At 69.9% G+C, this 14288-nt stretch carries 10 protein-coding genes and 1 pseudogene; 5 read left to right on the top strand and 6 right to left on the bottom strand.

What is annotated here, in order from left to right; translation table 11 throughout:
• The first annotated feature begins 14 nt into the window (after positions 1-14).
• Positions 15-635 (top strand): cholesterol catabolism transcriptional regulator KstR, encoded by a 621-nt coding sequence (gene kstR, locus ACIA5D_RS06010; protein WP_396028738.1) that lies wholly within the window; start codon positions 15-17, stop codon positions 633-635.
• A 39-nt stretch (positions 636-674) separates the two neighbouring features.
• Here kstR and ACIA5D_RS06005 read toward each other — a convergent pair whose 3' ends face one another.
• Positions 675-1106 (bottom strand): SRPBCC family protein, encoded by a 432-nt coding sequence (locus ACIA5D_RS06005; RefSeq protein ID WP_396028737.1) that lies wholly within the window; start codon positions 1104-1106, stop codon positions 675-677.
• A gap of 83 nt (positions 1107-1189) precedes the next feature.
• On the opposite strand from ACIA5D_RS06005, the gene ACIA5D_RS06000 reads away from it, so the two are divergent.
• Positions 1190-1843: a PaaI family thioesterase gene (locus tag ACIA5D_RS06000; RefSeq protein WP_396028736.1), complete on the top strand. Its 654-nt coding sequence runs from the start codon at positions 1190-1192 to the stop codon at positions 1841-1843.
• A 10-nt stretch (positions 1844-1853) separates the two neighbouring features.
• Here the strand turns inward: ACIA5D_RS06000 and ACIA5D_RS05995 are convergent, their stop codons facing one another.
• Genes ACIA5D_RS05995 through ACIA5D_RS05985 form a run of 3 tightly spaced genes read right to left on the bottom strand, consistent with a single transcriptional unit; the run spans position 1854 to position 8561 of the window.
• Positions 1854-4664 (bottom strand): PQQ-dependent sugar dehydrogenase, encoded by a 2811-nt coding sequence (locus ACIA5D_RS05995; RefSeq protein WP_396028735.1) that lies wholly within the window; start codon positions 4662-4664, stop codon positions 1854-1856.
• Positions 4665-4666: 2 nt separating this feature from the next.
• Complete coding sequence (locus tag ACIA5D_RS05990) at positions 4667-5803, bottom strand: ThuA domain-containing protein (RefSeq protein ID WP_396029482.1); 1137 nt, start codon at positions 5801-5803, stop codon at positions 4667-4669.
• A gap of 37 nt (positions 5804-5840) precedes the next feature.
• The gene (locus ACIA5D_RS05985) at positions 5841-8561 is read right to left on the bottom strand and encodes a glycosyl hydrolase family 95 catalytic domain-containing protein (RefSeq protein WP_396028734.1); all 2721 of its coding nucleotides are present in this window, start codon (positions 8559-8561) and stop codon (positions 5841-5843) included.
• Positions 8562-8626: 65 nt separating this feature from the next.
• Here ACIA5D_RS05985 and ACIA5D_RS05980 point away from each other — a divergent pair, with 65 nt between their 5' ends.
• Both ACIA5D_RS05980 and ACIA5D_RS05975 read left to right on the top strand, forming a co-directional pair.
• Entirely contained in the window at positions 8627-8707 is an 81-nt protein-coding gene (locus ACIA5D_RS05980; protein ID WP_396029480.1) for a hypothetical protein, read from the top strand.
• A gap of 131 nt (positions 8708-8838) precedes the next feature.
• The gene (locus ACIA5D_RS05975; protein ID WP_396028733.1) at positions 8839-10440 is read left to right on the top strand and encodes a methyl-accepting chemotaxis protein; all 1602 of its coding nucleotides are present in this window, start codon (positions 8839-8841) and stop codon (positions 10438-10440) included.
• Here the strand turns inward: ACIA5D_RS05975 and ACIA5D_RS05970 are convergent.
• The gene (locus tag ACIA5D_RS05970) at positions 10437-11306 is read right to left on the bottom strand and encodes a DNA-formamidopyrimidine glycosylase family protein (protein WP_396028732.1); all 870 of its coding nucleotides are present in this window, start codon (positions 11304-11306) and stop codon (positions 10437-10439) included. The two genes, ACIA5D_RS05975 and ACIA5D_RS05970, sit on opposite strands and share 4 nt — an antisense overlap.
• Before the next feature lie 91 nt (positions 11307-11397).
• Between ACIA5D_RS05970 and ACIA5D_RS05965 the strand changes: the two are divergent.
• Positions 11398-12417, top strand: a pseudogene (locus tag ACIA5D_RS05965) (LLM class flavin-dependent oxidoreductase); the annotation flags it as partial.
• Between the two features lie 662 nt (positions 12418-13079).
• Here ACIA5D_RS05965 and ACIA5D_RS05960 read toward each other — a convergent pair.
• Positions 13080-14288, bottom strand: coding sequence for an ADP-dependent glucokinase/phosphofructokinase (locus ACIA5D_RS05960; protein WP_396028731.1), 1209 nt, complete (start codon positions 14286-14288; stop codon positions 13080-13082).

Genomic DNA, 14288 nt, shown 5'->3' with positions numbered 1-14288 from the left:
CCCGAGAGGTAACGATGGCAGGACCGAGAACGAATACCAGTACTGGCGCCGCGCGCAGCACGCTCGACGGCGAGCAAGGCTCCGCCGCGCAGCGCGACCGGCGCCGCCGGATCCTCGAGGCGACGCTGCAGCTGGCGTCGAGGGGCGGCTACGAGGCGGTGCAGATGCGCACGGTCGCGGAACGCGCCGAGGTCGCCCTCGGCACGCTGTACCGCTACTTCCCCTCGAAGATCCACCTGTTGGTGTCGGCGCTGGCGTCCGAGCTCGAGAAGATCCATGAAAAGCTCGAGCGCAAGCCGATCCCCGGCGACACCCCGCACGAGCGTATGCAGTTCGTGCTCAACCTGGTGACCCGGGCGATGCAGCGTGAGCCGCTGCTCACCGAGGCGATGACCCGGGCCTTCATGTTCGCCGACCCCTCTGCCAGCGCCGAGGTCAACGCGGTCGCGCGCCTCATGGAGGAGATGTTCACCCGCGCCATGCACGAGGGCGAGCCGACCGCCGACGACCGGGCGAAGGCGCGGGTCATCGGCGACGTGTGGCTGTCCAACCTGGTGGCCTGGGTGACCCGCCGCGCCTCGGCGAACGACGTGGTCAACCACCTCGAGCTGGCCAGCCGGCTGCTGCTGCGCTGACGCCGCCGGGGCCCGCCGGGCGGGCCCCGGCCGGGTAGCTCAGTCGAGGAGCGCGACGAGTTTCTCGAGGGCCTGCTTGCCGGCGGCGCCGGCCTGCTTCTCGAGCATGCCGGCCATCGGGCCCTTGAGCGCCGGCCCGACGAACTCCATCTCGTACGTGATGTGCGAGCCCTCGCCGTTCGGCTCGATGACGAAGAGGTTCTTGGCCTTGACGCCCATCGGGCCGTCGCCGTTCTGCTCGAGCCGCCCCGGCTCGGCCGCGGTCGTCACCCGCCACGCCATCTCGGCGGGCATGCCCATCAGCTTCACCCGCTGCCGGTACGTGGTGCCCTCGCCGAGCCTCTCCGGCACTTCGCCGGTGAATCCCTCGTGCATCGTGTTCCAATCCTGGACCCGCGCCGGGGTCGCCAGCAGGTCGTAGACCCGCTGCGGATCTGCTTTGGCATCGGCCTCGACTGTCACCTTGGTCATGGCGTTCCTCCTCCGTTAGAGCAACTAGAACAGGTTATAGCAGTGTGACTTGATTCACTAGCTCTCACGGCCGCTGGGCAGCGATGCTGTTCCTTGTGGAAGACACACGGGCTCTGCGCCGCACGGCCATCACCGAGCTCGGCGACGCGCTGCGCGTGCTGGTCGAGCACGCCACCACGACCGAGGCGCCGGCCGACGATCTGCTGCGCGCCGCAGCCGAGATCCGCGAGGCGGCGGCGCTGCTGGGCGAGCGGGTGCGCGGCCGGTCCACCCTGGCGAGCGCCGACGACCTGCTCGACGGCGTCCGCATGTACAACCCGGTCATCGGCGCGGGCAGTGCCCTCGCGCCGCCGCTGCGCATCGAGTTGGTGGACGGCACGGCGATCGGCCGCTGCACGCTGGGCATGGCCTACGAGGGCCCGCCGAGGTTCGCCCACGGCGGCGTGAGCGCGATGCTGCTCGACCAGATTCTCGGCCACGCGGTGGTCGCCTCCGGCAACCCGGGTATGACCGTCCGCCTCGACACCACCTATCGCGCGCCGGTGCCGCTGCTGACCCCGTTGCGGCTCACCGCCGAGGTGCTCGACGTCGACGGCCGCCGGGTGACCGCGACCGGCACGATAGCGACCGAGGCCGAGCCCGGCACGGTCCTGGTCTCGGCCACCGGCATGTTCGTCGGCCTGAGGGCCGAACAGACGCGGCGTCTGTTCGGCCCTGTCCTGCAGGCCGAGGCCTGACGAGCGACGGTCAGACCAGGTCGAACTTCTCCCAGGCGCCGATCGCCGCGCGGTTGGCGATCAGTGCGGCCGCCCCGCCGTTCTCGGCGGTGACGTACATGCTGTTGGCCGCCGCGCGGAGGCTTTCGCTGCCGTCGGCGTTGCGGATCAGCGCGAACGTCTCCCATGGGCCAACCGAGGCGCGGTTGGCGATCAGCGCGGCGGCGGCGCCGTTCTCCGCGCACACGTACATGTTGTTCGCGCGCGAACGCAGCGCCACGTTGCCGCCGCCCAGGTCGACCACGTCGAACCGTTCGGTGGCGCCGGCCGTGGCCTTGTTCGCGATCAGCGCGGTGGTCGCGTTCGTGGCCGAGACGAACTGGTTGTTGACCAGCGCCTTGAGCGTCGAGCCCTGGCCGGTGGGTGCGCCGGTGTCGAAGGTGAACGCGTCGACGTCGAACAGGCTGCCGGCGCCGCCCTTGAACACCAGGTACAGCTGGGTGGGTGCGGCCGGCACGTTGGTCAGCGCGGTGCTGACGTCGACGTAGTTCTCCCAGCCGCCGGTGGCCGCGACGGTCGCGGTGCCGTGCAGGGTTCCGGTGGGCGATCCGGTACGCACCTCGATCGTGCCACCGGCGCCGGCCGAGGCCACCCGGGCGGTGAACCTCGTCGCGGTCGACAGGTTGTACGGCCGGAACGAGATCCAGTCGTTGTTGTCGATGTAACCGGCCGTCGCGCCGCCCTCGGCGGTCGCGTGTGCGGCGACCTGCACGCCGCCGGACTGGGTGCCGAAATGTTCACCCTGCCGGTGCCGCGGCTGCAGGGTCCGCTGGCTGGTCCCGGTCAGGCCGCCCTTGTCGGTGTAGGAAGCCACGAACACCCCGAAGATGTTGGCGGCGTTGTCGTGCTCGCCGTCGGCCGGCACGGTCAGGGTGCCGCTGCAGCCGGTCTTCGAGGTGATCTGGTGCTGGTGGCTGTGGTGGCCGAGGAAGTAGGCGACGGTCACCTTCGTGCAGTCGATCGTGCCGTCCTCGGGGTCGCTGACCGTCACGGTGAACGGGACCGTGTCGCCGAAGCTGAACAGTGTGCCGTCGGCGGGGGTGTTGAGCGTGACCGTGGGCGCGGTGTTGCCGACGGTGATCGGGATGCTGGCGGTGCCGCTCAGGCCGGTCGGATCGGTCACCCTCAGCGTCGCGACAAAACTGCCACTGCCGGTGTACGTCTTCGTCGGGTTCGCCGCCGTCGACGTGGTGCCGTCGCCGAACGTCCACAGGTAGGTCAGCGCGCCGCCCTCGGGATCGCTGCTGCCGGCCGAGGAGAAGGCGACGGTCAGCGGGCTCGGCCCGGAGGTGCGGTTCGCCGTGGCCACCGCGACGGGGCTGCGGTTGCCGCCGCCGATGTACTCGATCCGGTACAGCGCCTGGTCGTTCGCCCCGGTGCCGTAGTCGAGCACGTACAGCGCGCCGTCCGGCCCGAACGCCATGTCCATGACCTGGGTGCCGGTCCACGGGAAGCCGCTGATCTCGCCGTACGTGCCATTGGTGTTGACCTGAATTGCTTTGATCCAGCGGCGGCCGTACTCGCCGGCGAAGTAGCGGCCGTCGAGCGACTGCGGGAACTTGACCGCCGAGTTGAGCGCCGCGTCGTAACGGTAGACCGGGCCGCCCATCGGGGACTCGGATCCGCCGCCGAACTCCGGCGGCGTGAAGTCGAAGCCGTACCGGATCCACGCGGGCCGCGCGGCCGGCAGCGTCGGCAGGCCGGTGTTGCGGAAGGAGTTGTTGGTGGCGCCGCCGGCGCAGTTGTACTTGGCGCCGGACGGGCCGGACGGGAACGTGTAGTCGTTGTAGGTCTCGGTGGTCGAGTTGCTGCCGGTGCAGTACGGCCATCCGTAGAAGCCGGGCGAGGTGATCCGGTCGAACTCGACCTGCCCGCCGGGCCCGCGGTTCGGGTCGGCGGCGCCCGCGTCCGGCCCGTAGTCGCCGAGGTAGACGATGCCGGTGGGCTTGTCGACGCTCATCCGGAACGGGTTGCGGAAGCCCATCGCGTAGATCTCGGGGCGGGTGTTCGCGGTGCCGGGCGCGAACATGTTGCCGGCCGGGATCGTGTAGGTGCCGTTGGCTTGCGGCTTGATGCGCAACACCTTGCCGCGCAAGTCGTTGGTGTTGGCCGCGGAGCGCTGCGCGTCGAACTGCGGGTTGCGGTTGGTGCGCTCGTCGATCGGGGTGTAGGCCTGCGATTCGAACGGGTTGGTGTCGTCGCCGGTAGTCAGGTACAAGTTGCCGGCCGCGTCGAAGTCGATGTCGCCGCCGACGTGGCAGCATTGGCCGCGATCGTTGTCGACGGTCAGCACGACGACTTCGCTCGCGAGGTTGATGGTCTCGTCGGCGTTGAGCGTGAACCGCGACAGGTTGAGGTGGCCCTTCCAGGCGTTGAAGTCGGCCGCCGTGCCGGTGGTCGGCGCGTCGCCGGCCGGGGTGCTCAGCGGCGGCGAGTAGTAGAGGTAGATCCAGCGGTTGGTCGCGAAGCCCGGGTCGACCGCGACGCCCTGCATCCCCTCTTCGTCGTGGGTGTAGACCGGTATGGTGCCGGCCACCTTGGTGTTGCCGGCCGCGTCGGTGACCCGGACGACGCCGTTGCGGGCGGTGTGCAGGACCGAGCGGTTGGGCAGGACGGCCAGCGACATGGCCTCGCCGAGCTCGGCGCTGCCGCGGGCCAGGGAGACCTGCTGATAGTCGGCGGCGGGGATGTCGGCGGCCTCGGCCGGGGTGGGGCGGCTGGCCACGACGGCCACGCCGGTGACGACCAGGGCCATGGCAGCCAGGGATCTCGCGAGTCGCATGGTCAGGTTCCCGTGACGAGGTCGAACTTCTCCCAGGCGCCGATCGCGGCCCGGTTGGCGATGAGCGCGCCGGCCCCGGCGTTCTCGGCCACCACGTACTTGTTGTTGACGGTGGCGCGCAGGCTGACCGTGCCGTCGGCGTTGCGGATCAGCGCGAACGTCTCCCACGCGCCGGCCGCGGCGCGGTTGGCCACGAGGGGGTTGTTGCCGGCGTTCTCCGCGCAGACGTACAGGCCGTTGGCCTTGGAACGCAGCGCGACGTTGCCGCCGGAGAGCGTGACGACATCGAACCGCTCGGCGGTGGTGCCGGCCGTGGTGGCGCTGGCGATCAGGTTGCCGGCCGCGGTGCTGACGAACTTGTTGTTCGCCCGCGAGCGCAGCACGGTTCCGGCCGGCTGCGGGTTGGTGCGTGGCGTGCAGTCGGCGGTCACCGCGCCGCCGGCGAACCGGATGCCGCCGAGCAGCAACCGGGTGAAGTTCGAGTCCACGTACGACTCCTGGGTGTGCCCGAGGCCGGTGTAGAACGCGCGGCCGCCGCCGTAGTTCTGGCACCAGGTGATCGGGTGGTCGCCGCTCATCGAGCCGCCGGAATAGGTGCTCTCGTCGAGGCTCAGCAGCACGCGTACGGCCGCGCGCGGGTTGGCGCGGTAGTTGTACCACTCGTCGGTGCGGACCCAGGCGGCCGGCAGGTGCGCGGTGGCTGGGTTGGTGGTGTCCTCCACGCGCACGGTCGCCTGCTGGATCGCGGGGTGGGACAGGAAGTAGGCGCCGACCAGCCCGCCGTACCAGGGCCAGTCGTACTCGGTGTCGGCCGCCGCGTGCACGCCGACGTAGCCGCCGCCGGCCGCGATGTAGGACTGGAACGCGGCCTGCTGATTGGCGTCGAGCACGTCGCCGGTCGTGGAGAGCCAGACGACGGCCTGGTACTGGGCGAGGTTGGCGGCGGTGAACTGGGCGGCGTCCTCGGTCGCGGTGACCGAGAAGCCGTTCTCGCTGCCCAGCTTCTGGATGGCGGCGATGCCGGCGGGGATGGCGTCGTGCCGGAAGCCGGCGGTCTTCGAGAAGACCAGGACCTTGGTGAGAGGGGCGGCCGACGCGGGGATCGCCGGTGACGCGATGAGGATGAGGACGAGGCGCAGAGGATCGTGGTGAGGCGGCGCGACATGATGCGGTCTCCTACCCGTTGACGAGCGTGAACTTCTCCCAGGGACCGATGGCGTCCCGGTTGGCGATCAGCGCGGCGGCGCCGGCGTTCTCGGCCACCACGTACTTGTTGTTGACGGTCGCCCGGAGGCTGATCGTCCCGTCGCTGTTGTTGACGCGGGCGAACGTTTCCCACGAGCCGGCCGCGGCGCGGTTGGCCACGAGAGGGTTGGCGCCGGCGTTCTCGGCGCAGACGTACATGTTGTTGGCCCGGGATCGCAGGGCGATGTTGCCGCCGCCGAGGTCGATCAGATCGAAGCGCTCGGTGGCGCCGATCGCGGTGGCGCCGGCGATGAGGTTGCCGCCGGCCGGCGCGCTGACATACCTGCCGTTGGCCTGGGATAGCAGTGCGGCGCCGCCTCCGCCCCCCGTGGAGGTGCCGAGGCCCAATGTGGACGCCGTTCCGCTGAGGGATTTCACGCCCTGGTTGGCCGTGCCCGTGAGCGTCGTCGACGCGTACACGGAAAGCGGTTTGGCTGTTCTTTCGACGACATAGGTGGTGTTCGCTGTCGTCGCGAAACTGACCTCGGCGGCCGAAACCGTGGTGATGACGGCGTTGTCGGAGGTGCGGCGGACCCGGATCTGCTGGGTGCCCCACGGGTTGATCACGCGCGCCTGCTTGCCGAACTGGCTGCGGATCCCGATGTACTTGGTCTCGCCGGCTTCCCGCTCGGAGCTGACCACGAAACCGTCCTTGGCCAGAAGCGTGAACTTGCCGACGAAGCTGGAATCGTCGGGGAGGGCCGGGAAGACCCGGATCTTGTCGTAGTACGACTGCAGCAGCGACTCGTTCATCGCGGCCAGGTGGATGCCGAGGTACTCGAAGACGCCGTTGGTGTTGCTGGTCATCGCGTTCGGATAATTCTGGTACTTCTGCAGCATCGTCCGCATGCCCTGGTACGCCTGCTCGCCGAGGCCGAGCCGGGCGGCGTGCACGTGGTCGTTGGACCAGACGTTGCCATACGGGAAGGGGCGCACGTTCCAGGTCTGGACCGCGGTCGCCGTGTCGGAGTGCCCGATGCCGGTCTGGTCGTAGGGCCAGACGAGCTCGAGCGCGACGTTCTCGTTGTTGCGGGTCTGCGAGATCGGCGGATCGTGTGGCAGGTAGGCGCCGTTCTGCACCTGGTACGGCGTGAGGTTGTTCAGCACGTCCTGCCATCCGGCGCGCAACCCCGCGTCGAGGCCGAGCTCGGTGGAGACCTGGATGGTCAGGGGGAACAGCAGGCGTACGGCGGCCAGGTCGGTGATCGCGTTCTTCACGTCCCAGTACGTCTCGTGCGAGTTGGAGCTCGCCATGTAGTACTGGGATCCGTTGCGGGACAAGCGATTCTGGTAGAAGCGGGCCGAGTCCTTCAGGTACGGATACGCCACGTCCCGCAGGTACGCCGCGTCGTTCGTGTACCGGTAGTAGAGGTACATGTTGTACGCGGCCTCGGTGCCGGTCGAGTAGATGTCGTTCACGTAGTCGCTGCCGACCGTGCCGCGGGCGTTGCCGTCCCAGCCCATCGTCTCCGGCACCCACAGGGCATCACTGCCATAGCGGGTCTGGGTGTACGCCTTGAGCGCGCCCAGATTCCGGGAGTACAGGTTGTTGAACGTCCGCATCAGGTCGGCGTGGTTCGAGGAGTAGAACGAGTTGTAGACGTCGCGCTGGTTCCAGTACCAGTAGCCGTTGCTCCATTTGGAGTTGTCCTGGGTCGCGCGGAACACGCCGTTGATGAAGTGCAGCGGGTAGTTGCCGTAGCCGCCCGCGGCGATCATGTAGGTGGCCAGGTAGTAGACGTTCTCCAGGTAATCGGAGTTGCCGGCGTTGTACTGCACGAACGACTTCTGCCAGAAGGCGTGCCACCAGTTCCTGTAGCTGGTGAGCGTGCCGGCGTAACCGGTCGACTTCGCCGCGGCGAGCTGGTTCTTCGCCTGCTGCACCGAGTTTCGGCTCGATGAGTTGATCCGGCCGGCCGCCGTGAACCAGACCGTGTAGCTGCTCGTCGGCGTGATGGTCAGGCGCACCCGCGTGCCGTTGACGGCCTGGGCGGTGTACCCGGCGCCCTCGACGGTGGCGGCGAACGTGTAGCCGAAGCCGTTGGCGTCGGTCTGGCCGCGGCTGAGCCCGGCGCCGGTCGAGTCGGCGTACGTGCTGACCGTGCGCCACGTCGTGAGGTCGGGCACGTCCGCGATGTTCTGCACGGTGTTCATGTCCCACAGGCTCAGGTCGAGCGCGACGCTGCCGCCGGCCGGGCCCTCGACGTGGACGCCCATCACCTCGGAGTTCGGGGCGCCCATCACGGTGACCGTGCGGTTGTTGTCGTACTTGGTGGTCAGCGTGCCGTCGTAGAGCGAGAGCCGTTCCTGATACGTGGTGGCCGTGGTGTCCAGCTGGAGGTTGAGGTTTCCGGCGGCGTAGGTGGACTGCTCGGCGAGGTCGACGCCGGACACCTGCATGGTGAGGCCGTTCTGCTGCCAGGCCATCGCGCCGGTGCGGCCGTTGCCGACGGTCAGCCCGTACAGGGGATTGGTGTTCGGGCGGTTGTAGACGACGTCGTGCTTGGCGAGGTAGCCGGCGTAGTCGACGTTCAGCGCGCCGGTGCTCGCGTTGAACGCGGCGTCGGTGGGGGCGGCGCTCGCGGGGGACGGGTGGGCGACGAGCAGGCCGAGGAGGAGCAGGCCCGCCGCCGCGGGACGGAGCACTCTCATGGGGGACGACCCTTCGGGGAGTGAGACCGGATCGACACATGTCCGCCACGAAGGATTAACATCGGGTGTCTGTCGCCGTCAATTCTCAGATGTCGATGTCCCGCAAGAAGCATAAGAGGGCGGTGGGCTGCCTACTTCGACAATGATTTAGTTTCAGAGCTTTCCGAAAGATCCGATGTCTGACGACAGCATCATGTAAGCGCTCAGCAGATACGTGATCCGGCCGAACGGGAAGTTGCATCATTCAGCGACTGTCTCGCCACGCCAGGAGTGCACGATGAACGGGCGTCTCAACAACATGCGGGTCAGCGCGAAGATCTTTTTAGCGGTGGCCGTGGTCGCCCTGGTCGCGGTGGTGACCGCCGGGGTCGCCTGGGCGCGGCTGGGCTCGCTGGACGTCCGTGTGCAGGGACTCAAGACCAGCAACATCACGCGCCTCGACGCGCTGGTCAACCTGCAGAACGGCATGTCGGACATGTATCGTGCGCTCTTCCTCTACCAGGGCGCTCAGTCGGCCGCCGAGAAGACCCAGTACGCGAAGCTCACCAAGGACGGGCAGGCCGCGGTGGACTCCGCCGGCACCCAGTACGCGTCCTCCCCCGACCCGTCGACCACCTGGCAGACCCAGACCCAGGCGTTCGGCGGCGCCTGGACCCAGTACAAGGCGCTGGTCAACCTCCTGCTGTTCCGCGACGCCCCGCCGTCCGGAGTCACCCTGCCCACCACGCTGGCGGACCAGTACAAGCTGTGGGGCGACTCCGAGAACACGATGAACACCGCCGTCGACAAGCTGATGGACCTCGAGCGCTCGCGGGCCGCACAGGCCAGCACCGGGGCCCACGAGGACGCCGTCGGCGCTCAGCGGACCATCCTCATCCTGGTCCTGGCCGGCGTGATTCTCGCGGTCGCCCTGGCGATGCTGATCGGCCGCAGCATCTCCCGCCGCCTGGCCGGCGTCCGGGACGTGCTCGACGCCGTCGCCGGCGGCGACCTGACCGGGCAGGCGGCCGCCAGCGGCGCCGACGAGGTCGGGCTGATGGCGGGTTCGGTCAACCAGGCCACGACCACGATCCGGGAGACCGTCGCGGCGCTCGCCGGCTCGTCGCGGACGCTCGCCGAGTCGTCCCGTCAGCTGTCGACATCCGCGGAGGCCATCGCCGGCAACGCCCAGGAGACCTCGACCCAGACCGGCCTGCTCGCCGCCGCGTCCGAGGACGTCGCGCGCAGCGTGCAGACGGTGGCTGCCGGCACCGAGCAGATGGGGTCGGCGATCCGCGAGATCTCCCAGTCGGCCAACGACGCGGCCGGCGTCGCCTCGCAGGCGGTCACCGAGGCCGCCGCCACCAACGCGAGCATCGGCAAGCTCGGCGAGTCGTCGGCCGAGATCGGCAACGTCGTACGGGTCATCACCGCGATCGCCGAGCAGACCAACCTGCTCGCGCTGAACGCCACCATCGAGGCGGCCCGGGCCGGCGAGTCCGGCAAGGGCTTCGCCGTGGTGGCCAGCGAGGTCAAGGACCTCGCCCAGGAGACCGCGAAGGCGACTGGCGACATCTCCCAGCGGGTGGAGGCGATCCAGGCCGACACCGACGGCGCGGTGGCCGCGATCGGCCGGATCTCGGAGATCATCGCCCAGATCAACGACTACCAGACCACCATCGCCTCCGCGGTCGAGGAGCAAACCGCCACCACCAACGAGATGAGCCGCTCGATCGGCGAGGCCTCCACCGGCTCCGCCAGCATCTCGGACAACATCGCCAGCGTCGCCGAGGCCGCCCGCACCACGACCGCCACGGTGTCCGAGACCCAGCGCTCGGCCCACGAGCTGGCGCAGATGTCGGCCGAGCTCCAGTCGGTGGTTTCCCGCTTCCGGGTCTAGCCCCCCGCAGCGCCCGGCGCCGTGCGGAGTTGCTCGGCCGGGCACCACCAGGTCGTCCGGCCGGCGACCGTGCCGTGGGCCATCGGCACGCCGTCCCGCGGGCACTGGCCGTCCGGGCCCCGCTGGGCAATGATCGTGAGGGTGTGCACGCCGCCGTCGCGCAGGGCGGCCCCGACGGCGTCACGGGTGGCGACCCGGAGCCGTTCCACCTCCGGCCCGGCGATCTCGTCGCCCGGCGTCCGCGGGTCGACCCGCGCCTGCCAGAGGATCTCGTCGGCCAGCAAGTTGCCGATCCCCGCGATCAGGTGCTGGTCCATCAGGCGTCCCTTGACCGGCGCTGTCCCGCCGGTGACGGCCCGGGTGAAGGCTTCGCCGGTGATGGCGGTCGCGTCCGGGCCCAGCGCGCCCAGCGGCGGGTCCAGCCGGATCCGCCCGAGCCGCCGCGGGTCGACCAGCAGCAGCCGTCCGCCGTCGGCGAAGGTGAGAGTGAACCGCGCCCATCGGTAGTCGCCGGGCTTGCGCCGGCCCTCCCAGTAGTCGCCGCCGTCGATCTCATGCCCGTCCGGATCGGCGATGACGATCTTCCCGGACATGCCCAGGTGAATGCCGAGCACCGGCCCGCCGCCCCCGCCCTGGTCGCCGCCGCCGCCGTCGGTGTCGGTGTCGGTGTCGGTGTCGCACCACATGGTCTTGCCGCGCCGATGGGCCGCGGTGAGCCGGCGCCCGAGCAGGGCGGCGCGGATGTCACCCGGCCGGTGCGGCCGGCACACGTACGTGTCGGTATCGTCCACGTCGACGACGAGGCGGTCCAGGGCGGCGCGCTCGATCACCGAACGCGCGAACTCGACTTCCGGCAACTCAGGCATCGCCGCGAGTCTAGTTAGCGACATTTGGGGTCGAGGTCGCGGTCGTCGTCGGCCGCCGTCTGTGGACGGCGCCCTCTCGGGGGATCCCGCGATGTCGCGGTCGCGGCCAGTCCGTGGGACGCACTCCCACCGACTCGCCGGGGTCCCCGGTCAGTGGGCGCAGGGCCCACGGTGCGGGAAAGACCCGATACGAGCGACGGGAATATCCGCTCATATCGACCCGGCCGTTGATCGAGGGCGGCCAGCGGTGATGAGTTCCGGTTCGCGGCGAACCGCCATTTATCAAGGTCCACCCGCGGACGAGCGCTTCTCCCAGGCGCTGACCTCCGCCCGCTATGCCGAGGAGTTCGGCTACGACGCGGTTGCTCTCGGGGAGCGGCATGCGGGAGCGTTCCTGTCCAGCGGGGTCGGCGTGCTGCTCGGTGCGATCGCCGCCACCACCAGCCGGGTGCGCATCCAGACCGGGGTGTCCGTCCTGTCGATTCACGACCCGCTGCGGGTCGCCGAGGACTACGCCACCGTCGATCAGCTGTCGCGCGGGCGGCTCGAGCTGGTGATCGGCAAGGGCAACGAGCTGCGCCAGCTACCCATGTTCAACATCGAGAACGGCGACCAGTGGGACGCCCTCGCGGAGAAGTACGAGTTGCTGCGGCGGCTGTGGCGCGAGGAGAACGTCACCTGGCAGGGCCGGTTCCGCGGCCCGCTGAACGAGGTCACCAGCCTGCCGAGGCCGTACGCCGGCGCGCCCCGGATCTGGCACGGCTCGGCCACCACGCTGACCTCCGCCGGTCGCCGACGCGGCCGCCGAGATCGAGAAGACGTCCCGTTAGGCGGAGGCCGCGAGGCGGATCGCTTCGACGTCGCCACTCAGCAGGAGCGGGCCCGCGGCGTACGGAACAAGCAGCGTGTCTCCCCGGGTGAGCGACAGGTCGTCCTTCTCGCCGGTCAGCCGGCCCTCCCCGGCGACCGCGACCAGCACGCTGAAGCCCTGCTCCAGCCGGTCGCCGCCGCGATGGCGCGAGGCCCGGAAGAACTCGTCGGCCGCCTCGGGCAGCAGCCGCGCGGAATCGCCGCGCAGACCGTCGAGGCGTGCGGGCGTCCAGGCGCCGCGGTCGACGCACCGCAGCGCCAGGTCGTAGCCGAGGCCCAGGTGGCCGTCGGCGAGCCCGAAGCTCTCGTATTCGAGCAGCACCGAGAAGTCGGTCGGCTCCTGGATCTCGACCAGCAGGATGCCGTCGCCGATCGCGTGTGGCAGGCCGGCCGGGCAGAGGATCGCGTCGCCGGCCGCGACGGGGATCCGGTTGGTGGCCGCCAGCATTCCCGCCGAATCCTGCGTGGTCACCCAGGCCGCCAATTCCTCGCCGGCGACATCGCGCGCGAACCCCAGATGCACGTACGCGTCCGACCGCGCCGAGACGATCACCCACGCTTCCGTCTTCCCGTACGGCGAGGCCAGGTGCGACGTTGCGAATCGGCGATCCGGATGGACGTGCAGGGGCAGGCGCTGGCCGGCGTCGAGCAGTTTCACCAGGATCCCGGTGTCTTTGCGCCGGGGCCCGAGCCAGTATTGCGGGTCGTCCTCGATGGCGGAGACCAGCAGCCGCCCGTCGGCCAGCGCCGACAGCCCGGACGGCGCGAGATCGAACCGGCTCGTGGTCGAGCCCACCCAGTCTTCGGGGCGGTCGGGCAGCGCCGGAACGTTGCGGAACTCGGCGATCCGGCCGGCGCCCCGGTAGAACGTCTCGGGCTGGTTGGCGGGCAATGCCTCGACGGTCATCCGTGTCCTTTCAGCGCCAGCTCGGCGAGGAAGCCGCCGACGAACGTGTCGCCGAGGCCGACGGTGGTGGGGTTCTCGACGTCGAGCGCGAAGCCGGGAACGCCCTCGACAGTCTGGCCCAGGCAAGAGTCCATCCGCGAGCGCAGCGCCGCGACAAACGCGACAGACTCGGGTCGCCGCGGTTGCCGGCGCAGGCGCTCGACGTCCTCGCCGGTGAAGTCGTCGCCGTGGCAGTAGCGGGTGGCGGCCATGACGGTGCCGGTGTCGAGGGCCTCGGCGTACCCGCCCGCGCCGAGCGCCACCGCCCAGTACTTCGTGTGCAGCACCAGGGTCGGCACCGGGATGAGCGCCTGCGCCGCGGTGAGCGCCGCCGCGACCTCGTCCGGGTCGAGCAGGTCGACCTGCCGGCCCAAGTACGACTGGAGCTCGTCCTCGTTCAGCCCGTACACGTCGATCTGGCCGAGCAGGGCCTCGCGGACCCGGCGACTGAAGGCGGGCTCGTGGTAGGCCGCGTCCTCGAAGTAGGTCACCGCGCCAGGCGGCAGCCGGCGCATGTGCTGTGTCAAGGATGCGAGGCGCGCGTCGAGCTCGGCCTTGTCGCGCATGGCGTTGAACCCGGAGATCAGGAAGACCTCGGCACGGGACAGACGGGCGCCGAGGTCCTCGGTGAGCAGCATGTCGCCGTTCGCCGGGTCGTTGACGTAGATCAGGCGGTTGGGGGACGGCGCCTCGATGTCGATGTCGCCCGATCGGATCCGCAGGCCCCGGTCGTACTGAACGATCAGGTGTGGATAGAAGGTGTCCTCGACGCCGCTGTTGATGTGCTCGGTGTCCGCCGGCAGCAGCCGGCGGAAGGTGTCGTTGACGGTGACCAGATGCAGCGTCGACGGCACGCCGAGCCGGCTCATCAGGATCCCGGCCCGCACCGACGTGCCGCCCAGGGTCTCTCGATGGGGGAATCTGCTCGCGAAGGCCGACAGCGCCGGGGCGGAGGCGACGAAGTGCTCGCCGCCCGCGCCCCGCGCCACGTACCCGAGGATCGACACCACCAGGTCCCGCTCGTTGGCCACCACGGCCGGCGACGTCAGCTCGCCGGCGACGACGCCGTACTCGAAGGCCAGCGACGAAAGGACGCCGGCGGTCAGCTTGAGCTCGTAGTCGACGCAACCGCCGAGGCCCAGCAGGACGCGGGAAGCTGTGGCCAT

Source organism: Actinoplanes sp. NPDC051513, assembly GCF_044454685.1.
Classification (GTDB): Bacteria; Actinomycetota; Actinomycetes; order Mycobacteriales; family Micromonosporaceae; genus Actinoplanes.
This window is presented reverse-complemented; position numbering and strand designations above follow the sequence as displayed.